The organism is Ligilactobacillus sp. 110_WCHN (assembly GCF_030518115.1).
Taxonomy (GTDB): domain Bacteria; phylum Bacillota; class Bacilli; order Lactobacillales; family Lactobacillaceae; genus Ligilactobacillus; species Ligilactobacillus aviarius_C.
The window spans coordinates 12,033-36,756 of sequence record NZ_JAULLI010000018.1; the positions used below are offsets into that span (position 1 = coordinate 12,033).

The 24,724-nt window shown below is 40.5% G+C and carries 26 protein-coding genes; 19 read left to right on the forward strand and 7 right to left on the reverse strand.

The window, feature by feature from the left end; all coding sequences use genetic code 11:
* Positions 1 to 48: 48 nt before the first annotated feature.
* The 10 genes from Q3C15_RS06800 to guaB all read left to right on the forward strand — a co-directional run bounded on the left by Q3C15_RS06800 (position 49) and on the right by guaB (position 9,300).
* Positions 49 to 459: a helix-turn-helix domain-containing protein gene (locus Q3C15_RS06800; protein WP_204779464.1), complete on the forward strand. Its 411-nt coding sequence runs from the start codon at positions 49 to 51 to the stop codon at positions 457 to 459.
* Positions 460 to 560: 101 nt separating this feature from the next.
* The gene (locus Q3C15_RS06805; RefSeq protein WP_302704762.1) at positions 561 to 1,307 is read left to right on the forward strand and encodes a TerC family protein; all 747 of its coding nucleotides are present in this window, start codon (positions 561 to 563) and stop codon (positions 1,305 to 1,307) included.
* A 66-nt stretch (positions 1,308 to 1,373) separates the two neighbouring features.
* Positions 1,374 to 1,514 (forward strand): hypothetical protein, encoded by a 141-nt coding sequence (locus Q3C15_RS06810; RefSeq protein WP_204779465.1) that lies wholly within the window; start codon positions 1,374 to 1,376, stop codon positions 1,512 to 1,514.
* Between the two features lie 167 nt (positions 1,515 to 1,681).
* The gene (locus Q3C15_RS06815; protein ID WP_302704737.1) at positions 1,682 to 3,226 is read left to right on the forward strand and encodes an ABC-F family ATP-binding cassette domain-containing protein; all 1,545 of its coding nucleotides are present in this window, start codon (positions 1,682 to 1,684) and stop codon (positions 3,224 to 3,226) included.
* 66 nt (positions 3,227 to 3,292) lie between these two features.
* Positions 3,293 to 4,114 (forward strand): L,D-transpeptidase, encoded by an 822-nt coding sequence (locus Q3C15_RS06820; protein WP_302704738.1) that lies wholly within the window; start codon positions 3,293 to 3,295, stop codon positions 4,112 to 4,114.
* On the forward strand, positions 4,104 to 4,574 hold the full coding sequence (locus Q3C15_RS06825; protein WP_302704739.1) for a hypothetical protein: 471 nt from the start codon (positions 4,104 to 4,106) through the stop codon (positions 4,572 to 4,574). The genes Q3C15_RS06820 and Q3C15_RS06825 overlap by 11 nt, the downstream gene beginning before the upstream one ends.
* Before the next feature lie 3 nt (positions 4,575 to 4,577).
* The gene (locus Q3C15_RS06830; protein WP_302704740.1) at positions 4,578 to 5,372 is read left to right on the forward strand and encodes a tyrosine-protein phosphatase; all 795 of its coding nucleotides are present in this window, start codon (positions 4,578 to 4,580) and stop codon (positions 5,370 to 5,372) included.
* 78 nt (positions 5,373 to 5,450) lie between these two features.
* A complete protein-coding gene (locus Q3C15_RS06835) occupies positions 5,451 to 6,815 on the forward strand; it encodes a hemolysin family protein (RefSeq protein WP_302704742.1) in 1,365 nt (454 codons plus the stop codon).
* 67 nt (positions 6,816 to 6,882) lie between these two features.
* Positions 6,883 to 7,665, forward strand: a complete 783-nt coding sequence (locus Q3C15_RS06840) for a tyrosine-protein phosphatase (RefSeq protein ID WP_302704744.1) — start codon at positions 6,883 to 6,885, stop codon at positions 7,663 to 7,665.
* 147 nt (positions 7,666 to 7,812) lie between these two features.
* Positions 7,813 to 9,300 carry an IMP dehydrogenase gene (gene guaB / locus Q3C15_RS06845; protein WP_057826599.1) on the forward strand — a complete coding sequence of 496 codons (1,488 nt, stop codon included), beginning with the start codon at positions 7,813 to 7,815 and terminating at the stop codon, positions 9,298 to 9,300.
* A 56-nt stretch (positions 9,301 to 9,356) separates the two neighbouring features.
* Here the strand turns inward: guaB and Q3C15_RS06850 are convergent, their stop codons facing one another.
* The 5 genes from Q3C15_RS06850 to Q3C15_RS06870 all read right to left on the reverse strand — a co-directional run bounded on the left by Q3C15_RS06850 (position 9,357) and on the right by Q3C15_RS06870 (position 13,669).
* A complete protein-coding gene (locus Q3C15_RS06850; RefSeq protein WP_302704745.1) occupies positions 9,357 to 10,286 on the reverse strand; it encodes a CPBP family intramembrane glutamic endopeptidase in 930 nt (309 codons plus the stop codon).
* A 120-nt stretch (positions 10,287 to 10,406) separates the two neighbouring features.
* On the reverse strand, positions 10,407 to 11,336 hold the full coding sequence (locus tag Q3C15_RS06855) for a magnesium transporter CorA family protein (RefSeq protein ID WP_278852742.1): 930 nt from the start codon (positions 11,334 to 11,336) through the stop codon (positions 10,407 to 10,409).
* Between the two features lie 69 nt (positions 11,337 to 11,405).
* Positions 11,406 to 12,080, reverse strand: a complete 675-nt coding sequence (locus Q3C15_RS06860) for an ABC transporter ATP-binding protein (RefSeq protein WP_302704746.1) — start codon at positions 12,078 to 12,080, stop codon at positions 11,406 to 11,408.
* Positions 12,081 to 12,098: 18 nt separating this feature from the next.
* Positions 12,099 to 13,157, reverse strand: a complete 1,059-nt coding sequence (locus Q3C15_RS06865; protein ID WP_302704747.1) for an ABC transporter permease — start codon at positions 13,155 to 13,157, stop codon at positions 12,099 to 12,101.
* A gap of 2 nt (positions 13,158 to 13,159) precedes the next feature.
* Positions 13,160 to 13,669 (reverse strand): TetR/AcrR family transcriptional regulator, encoded by a 510-nt coding sequence (locus tag Q3C15_RS06870; protein ID WP_302704749.1) that lies wholly within the window; start codon positions 13,667 to 13,669, stop codon positions 13,160 to 13,162.
* Positions 13,670 to 13,819: 150 nt separating this feature from the next.
* Between Q3C15_RS06870 and Q3C15_RS06875 the strand changes: the two genes are divergently transcribed.
* The 5 genes from Q3C15_RS06875 to Q3C15_RS06895 all read left to right on the forward strand — a co-directional run bounded on the left by Q3C15_RS06875 (position 13,820) and on the right by Q3C15_RS06895 (position 16,671).
* Entirely contained in the window at positions 13,820 to 14,521 is a 702-nt protein-coding gene (locus Q3C15_RS06875) for a TVP38/TMEM64 family protein (RefSeq protein WP_204779476.1), read from the forward strand.
* 376 nt (positions 14,522 to 14,897) lie between these two features.
* Complete coding sequence (locus Q3C15_RS06880) at positions 14,898 to 15,509, forward strand: LysM peptidoglycan-binding domain-containing protein (protein ID WP_302704751.1); 612 nt, start codon at positions 14,898 to 14,900, stop codon at positions 15,507 to 15,509.
* 163 nt (positions 15,510 to 15,672) lie between these two features.
* Positions 15,673 to 15,852, forward strand: coding sequence for a hypothetical protein (locus tag Q3C15_RS06885; RefSeq protein WP_302704752.1), 180 nt, complete (start codon positions 15,673 to 15,675; stop codon positions 15,850 to 15,852).
* 31 nt (positions 15,853 to 15,883) lie between these two features.
* Positions 15,884 to 16,366 (forward strand): nucleoside 2-deoxyribosyltransferase, encoded by a 483-nt coding sequence (locus Q3C15_RS06890; RefSeq protein ID WP_064212760.1) that lies wholly within the window; start codon positions 15,884 to 15,886, stop codon positions 16,364 to 16,366.
* A 65-nt stretch (positions 16,367 to 16,431) separates the two neighbouring features.
* Positions 16,432 to 16,671 carry a cytochrome b5 domain-containing protein gene (locus Q3C15_RS06895; RefSeq protein WP_302704753.1) on the forward strand — a complete coding sequence of 80 codons (240 nt, stop codon included), beginning with the start codon at positions 16,432 to 16,434 and terminating at the stop codon, positions 16,669 to 16,671.
* Positions 16,672 to 16,923: 252 nt separating this feature from the next.
* Here the strand turns inward: Q3C15_RS06895 and Q3C15_RS06900 are convergent, their stop codons facing one another.
* Positions 16,924 to 17,520, reverse strand: a complete 597-nt coding sequence (locus Q3C15_RS06900; RefSeq protein WP_302704754.1) for a LysM peptidoglycan-binding domain-containing protein — start codon at positions 17,518 to 17,520, stop codon at positions 16,924 to 16,926.
* Positions 17,521 to 17,860: 340 nt separating this feature from the next.
* Between Q3C15_RS06900 and Q3C15_RS06905 the strand changes: the two genes are divergently transcribed.
* The 4 genes from Q3C15_RS06905 to Q3C15_RS06920 all read left to right on the forward strand — a co-directional run bounded on the left by Q3C15_RS06905 (position 17,861) and on the right by Q3C15_RS06920 (position 24,008).
* Positions 17,861 to 19,039 carry an acetate/propionate family kinase gene (locus Q3C15_RS06905; protein WP_302704757.1) on the forward strand — a complete coding sequence of 393 codons (1,179 nt, stop codon included), beginning with the start codon at positions 17,861 to 17,863 and terminating at the stop codon, positions 19,037 to 19,039.
* Positions 19,040 to 19,161: 122 nt separating this feature from the next.
* Positions 19,162 to 20,289 (forward strand): exonuclease SbcCD subunit D, encoded by a 1,128-nt coding sequence (locus Q3C15_RS06910; protein ID WP_283602355.1) that lies wholly within the window; start codon positions 19,162 to 19,164, stop codon positions 20,287 to 20,289.
* On the forward strand, positions 20,289 to 23,405 hold the full coding sequence (locus Q3C15_RS06915) for an SMC family ATPase (protein WP_302704760.1): 3,117 nt from the start codon (positions 20,289 to 20,291) through the stop codon (positions 23,403 to 23,405). The genes Q3C15_RS06910 and Q3C15_RS06915 overlap by 1 nt, the downstream gene beginning before the upstream one ends.
* Before the next feature lie 15 nt (positions 23,406 to 23,420).
* On the forward strand, positions 23,421 to 24,008 hold the full coding sequence (locus tag Q3C15_RS06920) for a metal-dependent hydrolase (protein WP_302704761.1): 588 nt from the start codon (positions 23,421 to 23,423) through the stop codon (positions 24,006 to 24,008).
* Positions 24,009 to 24,058: 50 nt separating this feature from the next.
* On the opposite strand, the gene Q3C15_RS06925 is transcribed toward Q3C15_RS06920, so the two are convergent.
* Positions 24,059 to 24,508 carry a GtrA family protein gene (locus Q3C15_RS06925; RefSeq protein ID WP_283601451.1) on the reverse strand — a complete coding sequence of 150 codons (450 nt, stop codon included), beginning with the start codon at positions 24,506 to 24,508 and terminating at the stop codon, positions 24,059 to 24,061.
* Positions 24,509 to 24,724 lie beyond the last annotated feature (216 nt).

Sequence of the window (24,724 nt, forward strand, 5' to 3'; positions counted from 1 at the left end):
GGATGACCTCTTTTTTGATTCGAAGATTTTATTTTATGAGGTGATAAAATGTTTCCTGAAAGATTACGGGCTCTTCGGCAAGGAAAAGGCTTATCATTGCCGGAATTAGCCAGCGCGTTAAACCAATCATTAGCGGATTATCCGCGTGAACGAGCCAATACTGGTCCCCAAATTGGAAGTTGGGAACGCGGCGTGAATACCCCGTCGTACATTGAAATGATGAAACTGGCAGATTACTTTAACGTGTCGCTTGATTTTCTTGCAGGGCGGCAATATACCGAAGTTGAACTTGATGATTTATTTACGTCCAATGCCCAGCTAAACTTCAACGGGCATCAATTATCGGCGAATGAAAAGACAGCGATTTACGGAATGATCAAGGGCTTTTTGCATGGCAAGGCTGAACAACAGCCAGCGCAAGCGCAAACGGATGAATTGACATTGCCGTTGGATGATTAGCAAGGTTAAGCTTCCGTTAAGAATTATTTGCTAGCCTTTGAAATTAAAACTGAAATGTGATATTTTCCTTATACAATAATAATTAAAGGAGATTTTAATTGATACATTTTTTACAAACTTTATATGGTCCGTTCTTTGATTTAAATAATTGGAAAACCGTGATTGAATCAGGAAGCGACTGGTTGATTATCTTGTCGCTGGTTTTGATCGAATGTTTGTTGTCGGTCGATAATGCGATTGTCCTTGCAGCACAAACCCAAAAACTTCCAACTAAAAAAGAACAGGAAAAATCATTATTTTACGGCTTATGGGGAGCGTATCTTTTCCGATTCCTGTTAATTGGTGTCGGAACCTTTTTGATCAAGTTTTGGTGGATCAAAGTGATTGGAGCAGGATATTTGCTTTACCTCTCGATCAATCATTTTTGGAAGATGGCGCATCCGCATTCTGACAAGCATCATTCAAAGAAACGGAAACGGTTATTGCCGCTTTTTTGGTCAGTCGTTGTATCAATTGAATTAATGGACATTGTCTTTTCGGTCGATTCCATTTTAGCCTCGTTGGCAATTTCACCGAATCCGGTGATCGTTCTGATTGGGGGCATGATTGGAATTTTATGTATGCGGGGAATTGCTGAAGTGATCATACAACTAATGAAGAAGATTCCGGAACTTGAAGTGATGGCATATGCGTTAATTGCCTTGATTGCGATTAAATTATTTATTTCAATTCCGGCGATCGATATTGAAATTCCAGCAGCGATTTTTGGAATGATCGTCTTGATCGCGGTGGTTATCACTTTAATTGTTCATCAATTTCGGAAGCGTCGCGGGTCATCTTCAAAGTAAACTTGAATTTTTTGATAATTTTCGATAAAATAAATGGTTGTTAATGTCAGAAGGGAGGGTAACTTCATGTCACAAAACACACACATTGGTGCAGCGAACGATCGTCGTCCTGTAAACCACAAGAACATCAAGAAGCGTCGTAAACAACACGAAGCTGTTTTAAGCTTTTTGAAGGAACGCGATGAAGCTGACAAAGCAAACAAGTAATTGAGCTTACGGGCATGATGCACGTGGGGCTCAACTGATGTGAAACTTTCTCGAGGAGTTTTGCAGCAGATCCGAGTTTCAATTAATTGAATACGCAGAAGCTCCACATGGATCGCGTAGGCGGAACATGTGGTGTTTTTTTATCTAAAGTGATATGAAGTTGAAAAATGGGGATTTTAGAAGTTAGCCACCTTTCAATGAGTTTTGCTGAAAAGCAATTATATACGGATGCTGAATTCAGTTTGAATAAGGAAGATCATTTAGGCGTGATCGGTCAAAATGGAGCCGGGAAATCAACGCTAATCAAGTTGATTACCAAGCAGCTTTTTCCTGATGAAGGTCAAATTAGATGGCAAAAAGGAATTAAGATCGGTTACTTGGATCAGTACGCTGAATCGGCACATAATCTAACGATTATTTCTTTTTTGAAAAGTGCTTTTAAAGACCTTTATGAAATTGAAAACCAAATTCAGCAAGATTATGCAAAGTATGCTAAAACAATGGATGAACGGCTGTTAGAACGCGCGGGCCGGAACCAGCAAACATTAGAAGCACATGACTTTTATGGAATCGATTCCCGAATTGATCAAGTAATGCAAGGATTAGGAATTGATGCGTTGGGAAAAGATCGCCGGGTCAGTGACTGTTCAGGCGGACAACGCTCCAAAATTATTTTAGCAAAGTTGCTGTTGGAAAGTCCCGATGTGCTTTTGCTGGATGAACCGACCAATTACCTTGACACTGAGCATATTGAATGGCTGGTCGGCTTTTTGAATGATTTTCAAGGAGCATTTATGGTGATTTCCCATGATTATGATTTTCTAGAACGGGTCACCAACGCGATTATTGATGTTGCATGGGGTAAAATTACGAAGTATACCGGAAGTTTTAAGGCGGCAATCAAGCAAAAAGAGATTAAAAAGGAAGTTCAGCGAAAGGCGTTTGAGAAACAGCAACGTCAAATCGAAAAAGACGAAGCTTATATTCGGAAGAATAAGGCCGGAACGCGGGCGTCAATGGCGAAATCACGTGAGAAACGGTTAGCCAAGATGAAGCGGATCACCCCGCCAAGTGATAATCTGCGCGCCCATTTTAATTTCCCAATTGAAGAAATTTTATCGGCAAATACCTTGACAGTTAAAAATCTCGTTGTCGGGTATGACAAACCGTTGTTAGCACCGGTTACATTTTCAATGACGCATGGGGAAAAGATTGTTTTGAAGGGATTCAATGGGGTTGGGAAATCAACCTTGATCAAGTCGATTCTGGGTAAAATTCCAGTGTTTGAAGGAACCGCAAGTTTCGGCGACGCGGTTAAAATTGGATATTTTAACCAAGATTTAGTATGGGATGACGCCACTCAAACCCCGCTTCAAACGATTCAAAATATCGATTCGCTGTTGGAACCCAAGACTATTCGCCAAAAACTTGCCCGGGCTGGAATTAATGCTGCAAATGCAATGCAACCGTTGAATCTGCTTAGCGGTGGGGAACAAACGAAGGTCAAATTATGTATTTTGGAACTTCATCCAACTAATTTTTTGATTCTTGATGAACCAACAAATCATTTGGATGATGAAACGAAGGATGCATTGCGCCAAGCCCTGATCAGTTATCCGGGCAATGTGATCTTAGTAACTCACGAAGCTTCATTTTATCGTGGGTGGGTCGACCGGATCATTGACGTCGAAGCCTTGCGGAAAACTAAATAAAATTTGAATTTTTAAGCGCGTTTACGTATATTTATAAAAAGAAAGAACTAAGCGAGAGGCAGAAAAATGGAAAAGAAAAAAAGTAGTTGGCTGGCCTGGTTAGTTGCAATTGTTTTGGTTGCAGGAACAGTCGGCTCATACATCTATATTAAGCACGAAGAAGGGATTCGGGCAGTTAAATTAGCAAAGGAAAAGAAGCGCGATGAACATGATGCTAAAATTAATGCCCGAATGATGAAAAAGCAACGGGAACATTTGCGCAAACCGGTTGAATGGAATAAGCCGAGCGAAACATTACCATATCCTGAAATTGCCAAGTACCGGCACTATTCAAAATTGAATCGGGTATGGCTTTCATTCTCACTGGCTAAGCAACGGTTGTATGTTCACCAGGGACCGTTTACGATCTATACAATGTATGCCTATGGGAACCCGAACTATCATGAAATGAGTAATCGGCAAAAGACCCCTTTAGGAACGTTTAAAATTAAGAAGTCTCGGGGAGTAAATTATTATGATGCTCCTTCAGGAAAGAAATATGCGGCATGGGTGTCATATTCGGTTCCTGAAAATCACTATGGAATTCAGCCGATGCTTGAGGCTGTTCCAACCGATGGAGCTGGGAAAGTGGATAAGGAAGCTGTTAAATGCTTAGGAAAGAGCTTTAAACACAAGCATGTTGCGCAAACGAATGGCGCAATTTGGTTGACAACTTCAGACGCTGAATGGCTTGGAAAGAATATTCCAGCGGGAACAATGATTGTAATTCAAGATAAGGGTGATAAGAGTGATCCGTATATGGCATTAAAGAATTACTATGAATATCTTGAAACGCAAGCAAAATTCGATCACAAGAATAAAGAAAAGGATCATCACAATGAAGATTAAGGTACAAGATTTTATTGACCGCATCGTTGACGGTGACTTTATCAGCAGTGAAATGGAAGCGTCCGTTAATGATATTGATGGGGCATTAAAACAGCTTCTTTCGGATTTTCAAACCACGGTTGCTCAGGGAAAACTTGGACAGCAAATTTTGGTGATCACGGATTTTGAAGAAGCCGTTTCAGTTCGGTTAGAAAGCGGCATTATCAATTTGCCATTTGCGAATATCAACCGGGTCGATAACTTTTTTGAAAGTTCAGCTGTGGAAGTCCCGGTGCAGGTTGAACTGATCATGGAAGCGCCGGACCTGAATGCATCGAAGTTTCACATCGATCAGCTCGGTTCAATTGAAACGTTGGATAACGCACCGATGGAAATCGCTTACCAAATCATTACCAAGGTTCATGCCGGCTTAGAACAGATTCAAAGTAATCTGGCAGCAGCAAAGGAAAAGAAGGATTAAAAGATGGAACAGCATTTATTAGAAGTCAAAAATGGATTCAATTTTCGCGATATTGGCGGGTATCCGACAACTGACGGAAAGGCAATCAAAATGCATAAAGCGGTGCGTTCGGGAATGCTTAACCCGCTTTCGGATGATGATTTGAACTATCTAAATGAATATGGGGTGCGGGTCGATGTCGATTTTCGCTCACCAAGCGAGCAGGAAGAATACCCGGATAAAGTTCCTTCAATGGCGAAGTACGTTAATGACTCGGTTTTTCCAGCTGATGAAACGAATAGTACGGCAAAGAATCAAATGCGAAAGCAAGCATTTAAGGAAGATCCTGAAGCTGGCTATCACGATATGTTGAATTCATATAAGGATATTGTCCTTGCTCCAAGTGCGCAACATGCTTACCGGGTGTTTTTTGATGAGTTATTAGCTAATTCAGCTGACGGTGAAGCGGTTCTTTTCCACTGTACGGCAGGAAAAGACCGGACTGGAATGGGTGCTGTTTATTTGATGACTGTTTTAGGGGTTCCTGATGAAATCATTCATGAGGACTACCTTTCATCAAACAAGCATTTAGCATTGAATCAGCAAAATAAACAGAAACTTTATCACGAATTGGGACCAATTTTCTTGAAAAATATTGAAGCTTTGACCCATGTTTATGATGAGTATTTGGATACAGCCCTGAACGTCATTCGCGCAGAAGCTGGCAATGTCCGCAATTATGTTGAGCAGGTATTGAAGGTTACCCCGCAACAACAGCGCGATTTAAAGAAAATTTATCTCACAGATAACGGGCAGTAGTCTACAAACACCGTAAAAGGTGGTATGATTTTAATATAAAATAAAATTTAATTATTTTCAGAAATGGGGAATGACTAAATGTCAAGTGGTCAGGCGATAATCAATTTGATTATTGTAGTGATCGTATTTTACTTTGCTGCATTCTTTGTGGCAGCAGAATTTGCAATCGTGTCCGTTCGGAAAAGTGCAATTGAAAGTGCACTGGAAGAAGGAACGGGTAACAAGAAGAAACTAAAACTTGCATTGCAAATGGTTTCAAATATGAATGAGTATCTGTCAACGACCCAGGTTGGGGTTTCAACGACCGGAATCATTTTAGGCTGGATCGGGGCAGATACCTTATCACAGATTTTAATTAAGACCTTTGGCAGGCTGCCAATCAATCACGCAACGATCGTGGCTGTCAGTGCAGTCTTAGGGGTCGTAATTTTGACTTACCTTGAAGTGGTTTTAACGGAAATCGTCCCGAAAAATATCAGTATCGACATGCCGATGAAGATGATGATGTTCATTGTGCGGCCGTTACACTACTTCCACGTGATTTTCTATCCGTTTGTATGGTTGCTTAACAAGTCAGCTTCAGGAATTGTGAAGGCGCTTGGATTAAAACCAGCAGGCGAAGAAGAAGACGTCATGTCGCAAAATGAAATTTTGAACGTTTCGAAAAACTCCGTTGACAGCGGAGCAATTGACCGTGAAGACTATGTTTACATGGAACGGGCCTTTGAATTTAATGATAAGGTTGCCAAGGACGTGATGGTCGATCGGACAAGTCTCGAAGTCGTTGACGTAACTGACACGGTGCGTGACGTGATCAATAAATATTTGCAAACCAAGTTTTCACGTTACCCCGTCGTTGCCAATAACGATAAGGATAATATTTTAGGCTACGTTTACATTTATGATATGATCCGCCAGGCGCAAGTTGACGATACTGTTCGGGTTTCACGGGTAATGCGGACGGTCATTACTGCTCCTGAAATGACCCCAATTCAAAAGTTATTGCAACAAATGATTAAGAAGCATGTTCCGTTAGTGGTTATTTTGGATGAATACGGTGGAACAAGCGGAATCGTAACCGACCGGGATATTTACGAAGAGCTTTTCGGAACGGTTAAGGACGAAGCCGATGACGTTTCTTCCGATGATATTGTTCCAAATAATGACGGAACGTATAAGGTATCGGGGAAAACGACCCTGTATGATTTTGAACGGTTCTTCAAGTTTAAGGATAAGGAATTTCAAGAAGCAGATAGTGTAACCTTAGCGGGCTATTTGCTTGAAAATTACAAGGTTAGACTTGGGTCAAAGATTCAAATTGGAAACGTTGAAATCGAGGTTACGGATTTCAAACGGAATTATATTGATTGGATGAAGGTTACTCCGTTGACCAGTCAGGATGATGATTCTGCTGAAGATGAGCAGGGAACCCCAAATCCATAAGCGTAAAAGAGAGGTTGTGACAGTTGTCGCAACCTCTTGCTGTATCTAGCGTTAAGGAGGAATTAAGATGGAACATCAACGGATGCTTGATTTAAAAGGCGGAGTCAATTTTCGTGAACTAGGAGGCTACTCAACGATCAACGGAAAACATGTTAAGTGGCACAAGATTTTGCGTTCGGGAAACATGACCGATTTAACGGACAATGACCTTCAATTCTTGACCGATTACGGGTTGCGAATCGATGTTGACTTTCGTTCACCGGCTGAAACGGAATACTATGCGGACCGGTACCCTGAAAAAGCAGCGTATGTTAATTTACCGGTTTATCCGTTCAGCAAATCGTTATTTAAAAATTTAGGGATCGTCAACTACATGAAGATGAAAATCGATGATCGAGACTACGCTGATCAAAGCTATGTTCAAATGCTTGTCGATCAGCATGCACGGATGGCATACCAGCGAATGTTTGAGCTATTGCTGGCAAGTGATAAGCCGGATCAAGGTTTGGTGTTTCACTGTTCGGCAGGGAAAGATCGGACTGGAGTGGCAGCTTTTTTGATTTTGAGCGCGTTGCAAGTTAAGCCAGCGGAAATTTTAAAGGACTATTTGTTAACGAATTTGTTTTTTGAGGGCGCATCAGCAACCGAAATCAACCATTTGGTGACAAATGATGCCCGGAATGCCCTTGCGGATAAATTAAATTCAAATTTAGCTGTCAGTTCGGAAAACTTTAAGGTATTGGAACGAACATGTAAAACCGTCGCTTCATCAATGGATGAATACTTCGGAAAATATTTAGGATTGACTCCGGCAAAACTTGAAAAACTGCGGGCGATTTATTTGGAATAAATTAAAATGTTACAACTTAAACCTATTTTTGAAATGCATTGAAGAATAATTATTCGTAATTCGCAATTAATTGGAATAATCACTTGAAATTTATACGGATTTTGTGTAATCTATAAAACAATAAATAAACTTATGGAGGAACAACTTATGTCTAACTGGGATACAAAGTTTTCAAAAAAAGGTTTTACATTTGATGATGTTTTGCTGATTCCGGCAGAAAGCCATGTTTTGCCGAATGAAGTTGATTTAAGCGTCGATTTGGCAGATAACTTGCACTTGAATATTCCAATCATCAGTGCCGGAATGGACACGGTAACGGAATCTGAAATGGCAATTGCGATGGCGCGTGAAGGCGGTTTGGGCGTTATTCACAAAAACATGGCGATTGAACGCCAAGCCGAAGAAGTCCGGAAGGTAAAGCGGTCTGAAAATGGAATCATTAACGATCCAGATTTCTTGACCCGGGACAATACCGTGGCAGAAGCTGAAAAGTTAATGCATGAAAACCACATTAGTAGTGTTCCAGTTGTTAACAGCCGGGATGACCGGAAGTTATGCGGAATTATCACTAACCGGGATATCCGTTTTATTCAGAACCATGATCAAAAATTGGACGATGTAATGATCAAGGAAGATTTGGTTACAGCGAAGGAAGGAACCTCCCTTGATGAAGCCCGGAAGATCCTCAAAAAGAACAAGATCGAAAAACTTCCATTGGTTGATGGCCAAGGCAGCTTATCTGGATTGATCACGTTACGTGATTTGGAAAAAGTCGTTGAATTTCCAAATGCCGCAAAGGATGATAAGGGCCGGTTGTTAGTTGCTGCTGCTGTGGGGGTTACAAGCGACACCTTTGAACGAGCAGCGGCATTACTTGAAGCCGGCGCGGATGCATTAGTAATCGATACTGCCCACGGCCATTCAGCCGGCGTATTACGGAAGATCAAAGAAATCCGGGAACACTTCCCGCATGCAACATTGATTGCCGGCAACGTTGCAACCGCAGAAGCAACGAAAGCGTTGTATGATGCCGGAGTTGATGTTGTTAAAGTTGGTATCGGACCAGGCTCAATTTGTACGACCCGGATCGTTGCCGGAGTTGGGGTTCCTCAATTAACAGCGGTTTATGACGCAGCAAGTGTTGCCCGTGAATACGGCAAACCGATTATTGCTGACGGGGGAATCAAGTATTCTGGCGATATTGTTAAGGCGATCGCAGCCGGCGGCAATGCCGTAATGCTTGGCTCAATGCTTGCCGGAACGGAAGAAGCTCCTGGTGAAACAGTCTTCTATCAAGGTCGGCGGTACAAAGCATACCGTGGAATGGGAAGTTTAGGTGCCATGGACTCAACTCACGGCTCATCTGACCGTTACTTCCAAAGCGGTGTAAATGAAGCTAATAAGCTTGTTCCAGAAGGAATTGAAGGACAAGTTGCTTATAAAGGCCCTGTTTCAAGCGTTCTTTATCAAATGGACGGTGGTTTACGGGCCGGCATGGGCTACTGCGGCGCCCCTGATTTGAAGACTTTGCGGGAAGAAGCCCAATTTGTTCAAATTACAGGAGCTGGATTACGGGAGTCACACCCGCACGATGTTCAAATTACAAAAGAAGCTCCTAATTACTCTCGGGATTAAAACTAAAAGTATTAGAATTGAAAAATGGAACTGCAAACTTTTGCAGTTCCATTTTTTTATCGATGCTGAATTCCACCTAGTGCAAGCGCAACTCCATAAATTAAAATAATTAAAATCGGTAATTGGCGCAAAGTAATTGTTAAAAAATGATCTTGGATCCGATTTTGCCGCCACCAATTAATTAAGGGCCGCATGCCGATTAAAATGAGTCCCATCAGACCGATGATGGCTAAGCCAATGGTTAAGAAAGAAATCCACGTAATTTTTTGGGAAAGTAATTGGAGACCAATACTTAATCCAAGGTTGTTAATAACATGGGTAATGATTGCCCATGTTAATCCATAACGGTATGCAACTAATCCAAGAAGCATTCCGGTCGCAAATGCAAACGGACTTTGGATCAAGTTTCCGTGGGCACATGCAAAGAGTAGTGATGAGATGATTAAAGCAAACTTAATACTAAATGGTTGCAGTTTGCGGAAAACGAATCCGCGAAAGACGATTTCTTCGAATAATGGAGCGCAAATTCCACTATAAACCATCATACTAACCGAGCGAATCCCAGTTTGACTTGCATTTTGCATCTCGGCAAGGGCTGAAAAACCAAGAGGCTTCAATCCAGCTTCAACGATGGTTCCAAAAAACTCTGCTCCGAGTTGAAAAACAAAAAGCATAAGGATAATTCCAATAATTGCTTGCCAGGTGATCACCGTTTTGCGGGCAGTAAAAATTTGGTGGCGCTCAGTTTGATTTGTTTTAGTTAAAACGAGACCGACGCCAATGATGCCGGCAATCATATATGCCCAGCCATTGGTTGTTGAAACGGCTTTCAGGCCTTCGATCAAATTTGAATTTCTCTGGATGATTACAATTCCGAGCGAAATGAGCAAGTCAATCACGTTCAGGGCGACTAAAAAAATAATTGTTCCCCAAGCAACACGCTTAACGGCTTTTACAAGGGGTTGAGTGGTTGTTTGTGTGTTCATAATTCTTCTCCTTCCCTTTCGGTGAATTAATTATACCTGATTGAGACCGTTTTGAATAGCAAAAAAATACGGACTATTCCGTGAGATTAAAACTCAATAATTGGAATAGTTCGTATTTTATTAAATAAAATGATGTTTCTTCATGTAGATAAAAAGCCAGATCATGAAGCCGATATTCAGGACAATGATAATCAACCATGCCCAGTGATTGTTGGTCAGTGGAAGGTTGACGTTCATCCCGAAGAAGCCGGTGATGATGGTTGGAATCGTCAGCAGTAACGACCAAACAGTTAAAAACTTCATTGTATCGTTCAGATTATTATTCAAAATATTATTTGAGGTTTTTGAAAGCATTTCGGTAACTTCGCTTGAAATTTTAACCATCTGGGAGGACTGTTTGGATTCGATCAGAATATCATCAAGTCGTTCAAAGGCTGCTGGAGTCAGTAATCGAGCCAACGGCGTTTTCCCTAGATCCTGCAGCATCATCAAGTTTGTACTGATACTGCTTGAAAGGTAAACTAAACTTTTTTCGATTTGAGCTAGTTCGCGAAGATCGCGGTTTGCAATTTCGTTATTTAATTCCCGGTCAAGTTGATTGCGATCAGTGTTGATCTGGGTCAATGCCCGTTGAAAATACTGGGTCGAATGAAAGAGAAACAGCATTACGAATTCGGTGATGTCATGGACATTTTGGAGCCGTTGGTGCATCTCGCTGCCTTCAAATTGCTCAAAAACATAATTCGTTCGGTGAGTATGAAATGAAAAAACAGTCTTTTCATGAATTAGAAAAACAATCGGCCGAGTCGTAAAATGATTGATCTCAGCTGTCGGCCAAAGAGGAACGTCGTATACGAGAAGATGGCTATCAGTGTGTTCATCATAGTCATAGTGCGGCCGTTCGTTCAGGTCAGATACATATGAAGTGATCTCGGGAGTAAGTTTAAATGATTTTTTAAGCTCGCGAATATCAGTTTCATCAATGTCGACAACGTCAAACCATTTAAAATCGGTTTGGGTTAATTCTGAAAGTTTTTCCTGTTTGATCACCGGGATTCACCTCTTTGATAAAAATTAAATTCTTATTCATTTTATCAAAATCAAAGGGGAACGACAAAGCTATTTTTCTCGTGAAATTACTCCATCCGTGATGGTGAAGATTTTGTCCGCGTAGTCTTTTAGGCGCAGATCATGGGTGACAACAACGACGGCTTTATTTTGCGTATGGGCAAGTTGCGCAAATAACTTGCCAACTTCTTCAACATGGGCGGAATCTAAAGCCGCCGTTGGTTCATCTGCCAAAATAATTTCGGGATTCGGATATAGCGCGCGGACAATTGCGACCCGTTGATTTTGGCCGCCTGAAAGCTGGTCGGGATATTTATTGACAAGCTGGTCGATTCCTAACAGTTTCAGCAGGTCATCAAGTTGACTTGCTGAAAGGTTACCGCTCTTTTTAACCTTATCAACGAGTTTAAACTGTTCCTTAACTGTCAGGTATGGGACAAGGTTGTATGATTGAAGAACGAACCCTAAGTGATTAAGGCGTAACTGTTCGCGTTTCTTGGCAGAAAGATGCCGAAGATCGTCGCCGTTGATCAAAACCTCACCGTCAGTTGGAGTTTGCAGACTTCCGGCAATCGTTAAGAACGTACTTTTGCCGGATCCTGATGGTCCAAGAATTAAGGTCATTTCTCCTTGGTCAGCACTAAAATTAACATCTTTGAGGGCTTCAACCTTTGCAATTCCCTTTCCAAATGTTTTATTAACGTGATTTAAAGTTAATGCAGTCATCTTATTAAAGCTCCTTTCTTAGCCGATAACCTTTACGGGGTCGATTTTCATAATTGTCCGCACTGGTAAAATTGCACCAATGATCGAAGTTAAGACTAATCCGGCAGCAACCGCACTTAAAACGGGAACGTTAAATGTCATTGGGACCGCTGCAGGAATAACCAAACTGGTGATCCATGTCAGGAGTGCGCCGATTAAAATTCCGCTAACGACTAAAATCAACGATTGCATGATCGTACTGATAACCAATGTTTTGGCTGGAACACCTTGGGCTCTTAACACCGCATAATTTGGAAGTTTTTGATTAGTAATAATGTAAAGGAAGATCGCAATCACGATCAGCGAGATGACCATCAAGAATCCAATCATAAATTCAAAAGTCATGTTTTGAGCAGTGTAGCCAGGAAGATTATCAATAAAGGACGATACCGAGTATGCTTTCAAATTGTTATCAGTAATTTTGTAATGTTTGCTTCGAGTAACAAGGGCGTTTGCAGCCAAGTTGGGATTCAAGTTACTGATGGTTTTCCATGCTGATAATCTACCGTATGCAATTGGGGAAATGTTGATCTTGGCATTTTTGACAAATCCAACGATTTGATATTTTTGATTAAGCGAGTTTAATTTGACCCACTGACCAAGTTTGTATCCTTTGGTTTCAAACGATGAATCAACAACTAATTGGCGGTCGGTTAATGGTTTATGGCCTTTAATGACCTTCATATCCTTGTAGATGAATTGAGTTGGCTTGATCCCAATAAAGGTTGCGCTGATTTGCGGCAGGGCAGAATGTTTAGCAACCACGGCGGATTGGCCGATGACGGCATCGTTTTTACCTTGGTGAAGCTGGTCCACCTGTTGGGTCGTTAAGAAGGATTGCCGCATATTGATATCAGAATCCTTATTTAAAACAACCTGTTTAATGTTCCACGTATCGATTGCAGCGGTGTTTTGACTTCCTAATCCTTGAGCTAAACTTGTCAAAATAAAGATTAAGTAACTAATGAGGACGACCATTGAAATTACCAGGCCGTAACGAAGTTTTTCATGTTTGATTTCTTTAAGTGCTAAAAACATAATTACTGTTCCTTTCCGATTTGAGCAATTGCAGTTTTAAACCGTTTAAAATAAAATTCTTGATTAGCGGGGTCAAGAAAGAGTGAGCGTAAAGTTTCGTGACTTAAAATGAAGTACATCCAAATAGTGGTCTTCATCTCAGTTGTCGGGATAAATGGCCGCAGTAAATTTTCATTATATTTAAAGTGCATTTGAAATAACGAATAGCTTGGAAGAGTATGAGCTTCATCAATAAACCGGCGCATTTGACGGATTATAAGTTGGGGATCAGTATAGTCCTGATTTTCAATGTCGACGTGAACGTGACTAAGTTCTTGATGAAGCAGATACAGGTACGCATCGGTCAAATCATCAAAGTATTTATAAAAAGCTCCCCGTGAAATTGAAGCGTCTTTGATGATTCGGGCAACTTGGGCCTCATTTAATGGGTAATGCGCAAATTCATTTAGAAGCGCATTTTCAACGCGTTTCTTTTTTTCATCATTGAGTTTTAAAAAGGTTTGTTTCGGCAAAATAATCAACTCCTTTTGGTAACACCGTGTCACCGATTATGCTTTAATTGTATTCTAACGGTGACACCGTGTCAACGTTTTGTTTCGGTGTTTTTTCAAATTGTTAAATGATAAGATAGAAAGTGAAATATGATTAGCAAGGAATGGACGATGAAAAAGGAAACACGAAGAAAAATCTTACTATATAGTACAGTTACATTGGGAATTATCTTAGCGGTCGGAGTAATTGGGCTGTTACTGCGGGATTATTACCCGCAGATTCATCAGTTCTTTAATCCGCAAAATGATCGCATGTATTTAAAGCAGGCCTTTCGGCATCATGGAATTAAGGATGCATGTTTACTAATTATTTTGACTGCGATTCTGACCGCGATTCCAGGAGCACCGGTGGCAGTTGTCTGCATCTTTAACGGGGTTCTTTATGGTCCGTGGTTAGGGATTTTAATGAATCTTGGCGGCTATGTTTTAGGAAACCTGCTGGTCGTTTATCTTTTAGCACACTTTAATTTCATTAAGCATTCACAACGTTTCAAAAATCAAATGGCATCATTTAAACGTTTTAAAGATCCGGCACTGGCAATTATTTTGGGATATGCGCTTCCAATGATTCCGTCAAGTTTTACAAGCTATATGGCCGTTAAACTTAAGATGGGAATTGGGCGGTTAATTATGTGTATTGCGATTGGAACGTTGCCGATGTCATTACTGTATGCCTTTGGCGGGGATGCAGTCTTCCGCGGAAGCACACTTCGAATCATCATCGCGGTTATCTTAATTCTCCTGATTTTTGTAATCCTCTTTAAGGTATACCGTCAGTTTGAACAGCATCATCAAAAGAAGGCGGAAATGTAACATTCAAATTACAAACCAACGATTTAGAACCAGCAAAATGGTGGGATTTCACTGTTTTGCTGATTTTTTCTTTGTTAGAAAAAATTATTTGTGAAAATTTAACGGGAATTACTGTTTAATGAAGGTGATTTTGTCATAAAAGAGCGAAAATGGACGGACGCCGCGAGTAAAGGAATTCTTATTGGTAAATAAATTTATTTTGTTAGAGTTTATTACTTTAAGTTACATCCTGAAGATAAATATTACATAAAAGCGGCAAATAGTAATTATCTTGCTATTTGCTTGTTATATTCACCCCGTATACTAAGCAGTGTTGTTAAGGGAAAACAACGTGTCAGAATGAAAACAGAATTTTTTATAGGAGTGAATTTTATTTATGAGAATCAAAAAGTTTTTATTGACAATTGCAGCAGCATTCGGCTTGATAACTGTAAGTGCCGTAGCCGCAAACGCTGATACAGTGACGGTAAAAAGTGGCGATACTCTTTCAAAAATTGCAATCGAATATAACACAACGGTTTCATCGATCCAACAACTTAATCATTTAGCTGATGTTAACTTGATTTATGTTGGGGAACAACTTCAAGTTAATGGAGCTCAAAATAATCAAGTAAACAGTCAACCTCAAGCAGCACAACAATCTGCAGCTTCAAATAATCAAGCAAAGCAAAATCAAAATTCTCAACCTGCTGCTCAAAGTTCACAACCAGCTCAAGCAACAGCAAATAATAGTTCAAATTCTTTAGCATCATCAAACCTTTCAAGCAGTGATGCAGCAGCGAAGGCATGGATCGTTGCTCGTGAATCAGGCGGAAATTACAATGCCCGGAATGGTCAATATGTTGGGGCATACCAATTAAGCGCAAGCTACTTAGGCGGCGATTACTCACCAGCCCACCAAGATGAAGTTGCTAACCAATACGTTACAAGCCGTTACGGCTCATGGGTCAATGCTCAAAAGCACTGGCAAGAATGCGGCTGGTACTAAAATCATAATTTAGAATCGATTAGTAATTAAAGGGTAAAGTAAGCAAAGTTTCCTTGATTTTAGGAGGCTTGGTTTGCTTTACCTTTTTTGTGTTATCTTTTTATGGCAAACGAGGTTAATCTAGGATAAGATAAGAATATACGAGAATAAGTAGGTGAACGAGATGCGACTTTCAATTATTTTAATAATCTTATTGCTGATCGTAGTCGGCTTTTTAATGATTTATAATGCGTTGGGAGTTCGGGACCGAGCGGCTACTTTTTCACGTGGAATGATTATGACGATTGGCATCATCATTTTTTGTGGTGGCATTTATTTATTTGTAAAATATTTACTTCGGTAAATGACAATGAAAGAAAGAATGGAGAAGAATTATGACAGTTGAACCTGGTCCAGTTAAGGCATATATTGCATGCAGTTGGTTTACACCTGAACAACGCGAACAGTTAGATGCAGGGTTGAAAGCAATTGAAGCGAACCCGACCGTTTCACGTGAGTTTTCACATTTCCCGCTTGATCATCAATACAAAGGAATGGATGTTAACGAACATCCGGAACTTGTTCATGATATTGAATGGCAAAATCGGACTTATGTTTCAGATATTGAAGGAATGATGGGCGCCGATTTAGGAATCATGTTGTACAATCCGGCTCAAATTGATGACGGAGTTGCCTATGAATTAGGCTATCTTCGGGCATCGGGCAAGCAAACCGTGTTAGTTATTCCAGATGACGCCGATGAACCGTTGAATTTAATGATTGCGATTGGTGTCAGCCGGATCATTCGAATGTCGGAATTAGCAACGTTTGATTTCCGCCATGTTGTCAGTGGGACTTACCAAGGCGGGGTCTACTAAGAGCAAGCATATTAATATCTCATTTGATTCAAGTTTGGTATTGTTATAACTGAGAGGTGTTAATTATGGCAGAAAAAGAAATTAAACGGGCGGATTTAGCAAAGTACAATGGTCAAAATGGTAACCTGGCTTATGTCGCAGTGAATGGAAAAGTTTACGATGTTACTGATTCACCAGCATGGACTGGTGGCGAACACCACGGAAATCTGGCCGGAACCGATGTAACGGATGCATTATTAAATAAGTCGCCGCATGGAGATAAGGTATTAGCTAAGTTACCGTTGGTTGGAAAATTAGTTGATTAATAAGAAGGTGTGACAAAACGTTAAAAAACGAGCATGGTGGAAGCAGAAAAGCGAACGAATCGCGCAGCATAGATTCGGAGGTTTACGAATTAGCTTCGCGTCACCACACAGCTCGTTTGTTTTGGAACCCGATTATGTGGATATAGCAAAGAGGTTGTGACTCAAGTCACAACCTCTTCTTTATTATATGTTTTTATAACAAAAAAGCCGGCTAGAAAAGCCGACTTTGTAAAATTCGTGTTGAACTAAATCTTAGTACCAACCGTGTGATTCCCAGAAGCGTTGAGCGTTTACCCATGAACCATAACGTTGAGCAACGTATTGGTCAGCAACCCGTTCTTGGTTAGCTGGTGAGTAGTCACCGTTTAAGTAGCTAGCACTTAATTGATACTTACCAATGTATTGACCGTTCCGGGCGTTGTAGTTGTTGCTTGATTCGTGTTGTGCAATCCAAGCCTTAGCAGCAGCGTTGTTACCTGAAACGTTTGAACTGTAGTTGTTATTGTTTGAAGTTTGAGCTTGTGTGTTTTGTTGTGTTGCTTGAGCTTGTGTATTTTGTGAAGTTGCTTGTTGTTGAGCAGCTTGAGTGTTGTTTGTGTTTTGTTGTGCAACAGCTTGACCGTTGTTATTGTTGTTAACCTTTAATTGTTGACCAACAAAAATTAAGTTGGGGTTATTAAGGTTGTTAAGTTGTTGGATCGTTTGAACGGTTGTGTTGTACTTTTGGGCAAGTTCTGAAACAGTGTCACCAGCTTTAACTGTAACTGTGTCAGCATTCGCAACTGCTGTAGCACCAGCAATTGTACCTGTTAATGCGGCTGCAGAAAGTAAAACCTTTTTCATCTTCATAAATATATTCACTCCTATAAAAATTATCTGTATATATTCTTACTAACTTTCATATCAAAATCGTTCCGCAACGATTTAACAGTGTCTAGTATAAGCGGTAAATATCACAGCGTTGTAGCAAGAGTATTACTTATTGTTACAAAATGCTGTATTTTTGTAATAAAGCTCAAATGATTTTTGATATTATAGGAATCTTATTTTGAGTAAAAAACCTAAATTAGGTCATTTTTTTGTGAAAAAGTCTGAATTTAATATGAATTTTACAATGAAATCGAATCGAATATAACAAAATCCTGGTATAATTTACAAAAAGTAACAGAGAATTACGGAGGAAAAAGCAATGGATAAAGTTTTACTTTTAAATGCTGGCAGTTCGTCAGTTAAATGGAAGGTCTTTGGAATTGAAAGTGAAAGGGTTGCGGGCGAAGGTGAAATTGAACGGATCAATACGCCGCAAGCATTAGTTACGGCCAAGTTTAATGGTGAGAAAAAACAGTCTCAAGAACCTAATTTGGGATATGAAGATGCGGTGCGGATGATTTTAAATAAAATCGAGGAATTTAAAATTGCTTCATTAGATGAGATTCAAATTGTTGGGCACCGGGTCGTTGCTGGCGGCCAGAAATTTAAGAAGGCAACGTTGATCACGCCGGAAGTCTTGCAGGAAATTAAGAACTTAAAAGACTTTGCGCCATTGCATAATCCGCATGAAGCCCGGTATGTTGAATTAATGCAAAAGATTTTGCCTAATGTTGACCAGTACGCAGTGTTTGACAGTATTTTCTTTACGGACATGCCGGAATCAAATGCCATTTACAGTTTACCGTATGAGTTGACTCAAAAGTATCAGATTCAACGGTACGGCGAACACGGAATCAGTCACAGTTACTTGGCAGAACGGACAGCGGAATTGCTTAACCGCCCACTAAATGAATTGAAAATTATTACATTACATTTAGGCAGCGGCGCATCGGTAGCGGCAATTAAAGATGGCAAAGCATTTGACAGTTCAATGGGCTTTACCCCGTTGACGGGCTTAACGATGGGAACTCGAGCTGGGGATGTTGATCCGGCAATCGTTCCGTTTTTGATGGAAAAAGAAGGGATGACAGCGGAAGAAGTAATGACGCTGTTGAATGATCGATCCGGATTATTGGGAATTTCAGAATCAAGTTCTGATATGCGGGACATTGAAGCCGCTTGGCAAAAAGGTGATCGGCAGGCAAGTCTGGCTCGTGAAATTTTTATTAACCGGGTCGTAAAATATGTAGGAGCATATTTTGCTGAACTTGGTGGCATTGACGCGTTAGTGCTCGCTGGCGGAATCGGCGAACACCAAATTGATTTGCGGTTGGCATTATTAAAGCAACTGCGGGTGCTTGGCATCGAGGTCGATGAAAAATTAAATCAGGCAAATCAGGAAGGAATAATTTCGCCAAAAGATGCACAAATCAAAACAATGTTGATTCCAACGAATGAGGAACTGCAAATGGTTCGTCAAATCAAAAAAGAAATCTAGTTTACAAGCGGAAGGTGTGACAAAGTGCTCAACTTTATCACACCTTCTTTCTTTTAATTGATCCAATATGATAAAATGAGAACAAATGTTTGATTGAGTGAATCGTGAATAGAGGTGGAATGATGAAATTTTTACATACAGCAGATTGGCACATTGGAAAGAAATTGCATGATTTTTCCCTTTTTGATGATCAGCGGGATGCGTTTGAACAAATTGAACAGATCGCGTTGCAGGAAAAGGTTGATGCCATTGTAATTGCAGGTGATTTATATGATCGGTCAGTTCCAAGCGAAGATGCGGTCCGCCTGTTGGATCAAATGCTGATTCAATTAAATTTGAAGGATCATTTGCCAGTGTTGGCAATTAACGGAAACCATGATTCTGCCGTTCGGCTTAATACAGGAAGCGACTGGTTCAAGGCAACCGACTTTTATATGAATACAAAGTTAAAGGATGCTTTTACACCAGTAGTTATTGGTGATACGCAGTTTTTCTTATTACCATATTTTGAACTTCCGGCTGCGCGCAACTATTTTAAAGACGTTGAGATCCATAACTTGAACGATGCGATGAAGTTGATTTTCAGCCAAATGAAAGAACGGTTTGAAAATGATAAGAAGCATGTTTTATTGGCGCACTTTTTCGCTGCTGGAAGCAGTCACTGTGACTCAGAAACCCAAGTCGAAGTCGGCGGGCTTGATGCCGTTGCCCTTGATTTAATGGAAGATTTCGATTATGTTGCGCTGGGACATTTACATAGTAAAAATGCGTTGCATCATCCGCGAATGAAATATAGCGGTTCACCGGTCAAGTTTTCGGTAAGTGAAGCGCAGGATGAAAAGGGTGTTTGGATCGTTGATACGGACCAAGAGGATGAAATGGCCAAGTGGGTTCCGTTAACGCCGAAAAATGATATTGTGGTTTTGCAGGAGAGCTTCGAAACGTTGACGAGTCCTGAATTTTATCGTCAAGTTGATGATGACCAGTTTGTGGCAATTCGGTTAACGGATAAGGAAATTATTCCGAGTGTGATGAATCGGCTGCGTGAGTTTTATCCGCGGGTCATCAGTTTTCAAAGGCAAAATGGCCGGAATGCAATCTCACAAGAAAGCGGCCGGAAGATAAAAAAACTGAGCCCGCTTGAAATGTTAGAAACCTTTTATCATGAAGCAACCGGGGATGAACTTTCATCAATTCAAAAAAAGTTTGCGAAGGAAGAATTAGCAAAAGCTGAAAGGAGCGTTAATTAATGCGGCCATTAAAGTTAACAATGCAGAATTTTGGGCCTTACCGGAATGAAACGGTTGATTTTACCCAATTTGAAAACGTACCGTTATTTCTGATCAGCGGGAAAACCGGAAGCGGAAAAACAACGATTTTTGATGGAATTTGCTATGCGCTTTTCGGCGAAACTTCTGGTAATGAGCGGACGCCGCAGCAGATGCGTTCATCCTTTGCGCAAGCACGGGAAAAAACGGTTGTTCAATTAAAATTCGAACATCAAGGAAAAGAATATACGATCACCCGCGAGCCAAAGTATGATTATGTGAACGCGAAGGGCGGAACGTCAAGTCACCAGGCCAAACAAATGTTGAAGTACGATGGTGTTAACGGCGAGGAGGAGACGTTGACAAAGACATCAGATATTAAAGGTTTTATTGAGGATTTGCTTCATTTAAATGCGAAACAGTTTACCCAAATCGTTTTGCTACCGCAACAACAGTTTCGAAAATTTCTGGCTGCTGATAGTGCGGATAAGGAAAATGTTTTACGGCAGGTTTTTGGGACTGAAATTTTTGAAAAATGGACGGAACAGATCAAAACTGAAGTTCGCGAACTAAGCAAACGGGCAGAGCAGCAACGAGCAAATCTGGAAGTTTTAAAGCAAAACGTAATTTTAACGGATGATGAGCGAAAAGCAGTGCGCACGAATCAGGACTGGTTTGCGGTTGTTGATGAAAAAATCGCCCGTAATCAGCAATTTGTAACGGATCAAAGGAAAATTTTAGATCACGACAACGAGAAACTGCAACAATCACGGAAGCAGCTTGATAATGCTAAGCAGTTGAAAAAAGCGTTTGATGAACGCAACCAGCTGGAACAAGAACGAATGATGCTTGAACAGCAGGATGAAGAAGTTAAGCAAAAAGAACAAGAAATCGCTCTGCTTGAGTGGGCCCAATCGCAGCGAGCTTTAATAATGAAAGTTAGTCAGCAACGGACAGCGATTACGGATGTTGATCACCAAATCAAGGATACTGAAAAAAATTTGGACCGCTTAAAGGAAGAACGGCATCGGCAGCAAAAAGTTTATGATGAACTTGAAAAACGAGCTCCTGAAATTGAGAAACTAACGACGAACGTGCAACGGTTGAAACCCAAATTGGATTTGTACACCGAAGTCCAGGCGGCCCAGCAAAGTTTGCAGGATGCCCAGCATCAGTTAGAACAGGTAACGCAAAAAACAGCTTCACTTAAAGAAAATCTGGCTGAAAAAGAACGGCAATTGAAAGCCAACCAAGCCCAGTTACAACAAATTGGTGATTTAACGAATTTAAACGATGATTTGAATCAGCGAAAGTTACAGCTTAATCAGCTTGATCACCACCTTGAACGGCTTGAACAGCTTAACCATGATAAAACGACGAGTACGCAAAAGTTGGCGGACGCGGATCAAAGCGTTACTAGTCAACAAAAGACAGTTGCAGTTCTTTCTGATCGAGCAAATGAACTGCAAAATTACTTTGCTCAAAACCAGATCAATTTCTATGTCAAGCAGTTAACCCCGGGAAAGGCTTGCCCAATTTGCGGTTCAACGGAGCACCCGCACCCGGCTGAAATTGAAGTTCCAGTTGAAATGCAGGCAATTAAAGAAGCAGATGTTCGGCAAGCACAAGCTAAATATACCCAAGCTGTTCAAAAACTATCTCAACTTGAGGAGCAACAAAGCGAATTTCAGCAACAGGTACACGTTGCTCAACAGGCTTTGGATGATGAACTGCAAAAGCTGAATCAGGAAAATCAAACGGACTTATCATTTGGTGAAATTAGTGATTGGCGTCAAAAACGGGAACGTGATTTTCAAACCCGAAAACAGGAATATGATGAAGCTAAGACGCGCCAAAGTCAGTTAACGGCCCAAAATACGACCCTTTCGCAGCAGCAAACGGAGTTGCAAAATCAGTTTGATAAAATACAACAGCTAAAGGTAACAGCTGAACGAAAAGCAGCAGAACTGGATGCTCAAGTTAAGACTCAACAGAAATTGCTTCCTGCTGAATTTAAGACAAAGGCTGAATTAGAAAACCAGTTGAAGCAGTGGCAAACTCAAATTGAAAAATTTATGACTGCTCAAACGGCAAACGCAAACGAGATGCAGCAAGTTAAAGAGCAGCAAATTGTATTTCAAACTCAAAGTAAACAACTGACTGAACGGTTGCATGAATTGAGCCATGAGTTAAAGCAAACTGAACGTGATTTGGAAGCTGAATTACAAAAACAAAATGCAACGGAACCCCAACTCCGGAATTTGATCAGCAATTTACACCGGTTACCGCCGTTACGAACGGAAGTGGATGAATACCGGCAAAAAGTGCGATCAAATGCTGACCAGTTGGCGAAAATTAATGAAGTGATCGGGAAACAAGAGTTGCCAAAGATTGATCAACTTCAAACCCAGGTTGATGATCTGGAAAATAAATTGCGCGGAATGCAGATTAAATGGGGTGAACAAAATGCCCAGTTGCAATCATTGAAGCAAATCAAGCACCAAGCATCAAAACTGTGGGATGCTTGTCAAAAGCAACAACGGCATCTTGATGAGGTTGCGGAACTTTCACAGATCGTAAGCGGAGGGACAAGCGAAAATAAGCTTGGGCTTGAGCGTTTTGTTTTGCGCGAGTATTTTAAAGAAGTTCTTGAAGTGGCAACTCAAATTTTAGAAAAAATCACTGATGGTCGGTATTCCTTTGTCCTGCAGCGAAATGCGGAACGCAATACTGCTCGCCAAACCGGATTAGGAATCGATGTCTATGATGATGAAGCTGGGCAGACCCGAAGTGTGCATACATTATCTGGTGGTGAAAGCTTTATTGCTGCTTTGGCGCTCGCATTGGCATTAGGTGAAGTAATTCAACGGCAAAACGGCGGAACTGAAATCGATACGCTATTTATTGACGAAGGATTTGGCTCGCTTGATGAGGATGCTCTTGCAACTGCGATGGAGACTTTGCGAACGTTGGAAGGTAAGAATCGGATGATTGGAATTATCAGTCATGTAAGGGAATTGCATACTCAAATTCCAGATCAGATCAACGTGATTGCGCATGAAGGTCAAAGTCATTTGAAATATCGGCATGAAGGATAATTTTGAGGAAGAAAAATGAAATATCGTACACACGTTACGCTAACATTAGCGATTGGCCTCCCGTTGATGGCGGCTTCAGGTGAAGTGAGTTTCCTAAATGGGTGCGCTCTTGGAATTGGAAGTCTTCTTCCAGACATCGACCATCCGAGTTCATTTTTGGGAAAACGGAATAAAATTGCCAGCGGAATTACTAATAAGACACTCGGTCATCGTGGCGGGACCCATTCGCTTTTAGGAGCAGTAATTGTCTTTGTGTTAGGAACCGTTATTCAGTTTCACTATTTATCAGCGTCGGGTCAAAATGTAACTTTTTGGTTGCTGATAGGGTACTTAATGCATTTAATTGAAGATTCTTTCTCGAAGGAAGGAATTCATTGGTTATGGCCATATAAAAAGAAACGAAAACGAACTAAATTGGTTTATTACACAACGGGTGGAATCGGAGAGCACCTCGTTTTAGGATTTACTTTGTGTTTACTCCTGATTGAATTTCGTCTTTTATGGCTTGGAACACTAGGTCAGGTGATCCATTGTCAATGGTTAACAGCCGTTCAAGTCAAATTTGCGGCACTTCAACATGCGCTGCTGGCGATTATCAAATAAAAAATGGAGCCGAATCAAATTGATTCGACTCCATTTTATTTGGACTTAAGTTACTTTTCGTCTTCCTTAAATACCCAGAAACGTTGGCCAAAGTAATTGATAATTGTAAATAAGATTGAACCTGAGAGTAATGAAATAATTTTAAGAACCATTACTCCAGCATGTTTGAAAATCAATTTTGCAATTGGCTGGGCGATTCCGTATGCAACGACATAACAAATCAAGATATTAATGATAAACTTACCAATATCTTCTTCACCAGTTGTATTGCTTTGGAAGGTAAAGTGTTTATTCAAAATGTAACTAACGATACTTCCAACGACAATGTTGACCCCCGAAGGAATCCAATAACTAATTGTATGGTTTGCTCCCATCTTAGTTAAAAGCCACAGTGATAAAAACATTGCGACCCAACTAACAACAGTGTTAACAACCCCAACGATAATAAATTTAATGATGGTGCTGTCAAAAACTTTGGTATTTTTTTCTTCTGATTTCATTTGCTGATCCTCTTTTAATTTGGAATACATCAAATAAGTATAAAAAACTTAAAAAAGAGTCAATTTTGTTTAAAAAAATCTTGACGAATAAAGGGGATACCTGTATAGTAATAACTGTTGTTGATTTGGCAAGTCACTTGAAAAAAGTGATTGACACCAAGTTTTCAATTTGGTATTATATAAAGGCTGTCAGTTTGATAGCTAATTAAATAAGAA

Excerpts from the sequence above, each read along its gene's own strand:
- Q3C15_RS06800 (WP_204779464.1), top strand. The coding sequence starts at position 49 with ATGTTTCCTGAAAGATTACGGGCTCTTCGGCAAGGAAAAGGCTTATCA.
- Q3C15_RS06810 (WP_204779465.1), top strand. The coding sequence starts at position 1,374 with ATGTCACAAAACACACACATTGGTGCAGCGAACGATCGTCGTCCTGTA.
- Q3C15_RS06815 (WP_302704737.1), top strand. The coding sequence starts at position 1,682 with ATGGGGATTTTAGAAGTTAGCCACCTTTCAATGAGTTTTGCTGAAAAG.
- Q3C15_RS06820 (WP_302704738.1), top strand. The coding sequence starts at position 3,293 with ATGGAAAAGAAAAAAAGTAGTTGGCTGGCCTGGTTAGTTGCAATTGTT.
- Q3C15_RS06825 (WP_302704739.1), top strand. The coding sequence starts at position 4,104 with ATGAAGATTAAGGTACAAGATTTTATTGACCGCATCGTTGACGGTGAC.
- Q3C15_RS06830 (WP_302704740.1), top strand. The coding sequence starts at position 4,578 with ATGGAACAGCATTTATTAGAAGTCAAAAATGGATTCAATTTTCGCGAT.
- Q3C15_RS06835 (WP_302704742.1), top strand. The coding sequence starts at position 5,451 with ATGTCAAGTGGTCAGGCGATAATCAATTTGATTATTGTAGTGATCGTA.
- Q3C15_RS06840 (WP_302704744.1), top strand. The coding sequence starts at position 6,883 with ATGGAACATCAACGGATGCTTGATTTAAAAGGCGGAGTCAATTTTCGT.
- guaB (WP_057826599.1), top strand. The coding sequence starts at position 7,813 with ATGTCTAACTGGGATACAAAGTTTTCAAAAAAAGGTTTTACATTTGAT.
- Q3C15_RS06850 (WP_302704745.1), bottom strand. The coding sequence starts at position 10,286 with ATGAACACACAAACAACCACTCAACCCCTTGTAAAAGCCGTTAAGCGT.
- Q3C15_RS06860 (WP_302704746.1), bottom strand. The coding sequence starts at position 12,080 with ATGACTGCATTAACTTTAAATCACGTTAATAAAACATTTGGAAAGGGA.
- Q3C15_RS06865 (WP_302704747.1), bottom strand. The coding sequence starts at position 13,157 with ATGTTTTTAGCACTTAAAGAAATCAAACATGAAAAACTTCGTTACGGC.
- Q3C15_RS06875 (WP_204779476.1), top strand. The coding sequence starts at position 13,820 with ATGAAAAAGGAAACACGAAGAAAAATCTTACTATATAGTACAGTTACA.
- Q3C15_RS06880 (WP_302704751.1), top strand. The coding sequence starts at position 14,898 with ATGAGAATCAAAAAGTTTTTATTGACAATTGCAGCAGCATTCGGCTTG.
- Q3C15_RS06885 (WP_302704752.1), top strand. The coding sequence starts at position 15,673 with ATGCGACTTTCAATTATTTTAATAATCTTATTGCTGATCGTAGTCGGC.
- Q3C15_RS06890 (WP_064212760.1), top strand. The coding sequence starts at position 15,884 with ATGACAGTTGAACCTGGTCCAGTTAAGGCATATATTGCATGCAGTTGG.
- Q3C15_RS06895 (WP_302704753.1), top strand. The coding sequence starts at position 16,432 with ATGGCAGAAAAAGAAATTAAACGGGCGGATTTAGCAAAGTACAATGGT.
- Q3C15_RS06900 (WP_302704754.1), bottom strand. The coding sequence starts at position 17,520 with ATGAAGATGAAAAAGGTTTTACTTTCTGCAGCCGCATTAACAGGTACA.
- Q3C15_RS06905 (WP_302704757.1), top strand. The coding sequence starts at position 17,861 with ATGGATAAAGTTTTACTTTTAAATGCTGGCAGTTCGTCAGTTAAATGG.
- Q3C15_RS06910 (WP_283602355.1), top strand. The coding sequence starts at position 19,162 with ATGAAATTTTTACATACAGCAGATTGGCACATTGGAAAGAAATTGCAT.
- Q3C15_RS06915 (WP_302704760.1), top strand. The coding sequence starts at position 20,289 with ATGCGGCCATTAAAGTTAACAATGCAGAATTTTGGGCCTTACCGGAAT.
- Q3C15_RS06920 (WP_302704761.1), top strand. The coding sequence starts at position 23,421 with ATGAAATATCGTACACACGTTACGCTAACATTAGCGATTGGCCTCCCG.
- Q3C15_RS06925 (WP_283601451.1), bottom strand. The coding sequence starts at position 24,508 with ATGAAATCAGAAGAAAAAAATACCAAAGTTTTTGACAGCACCATCATT.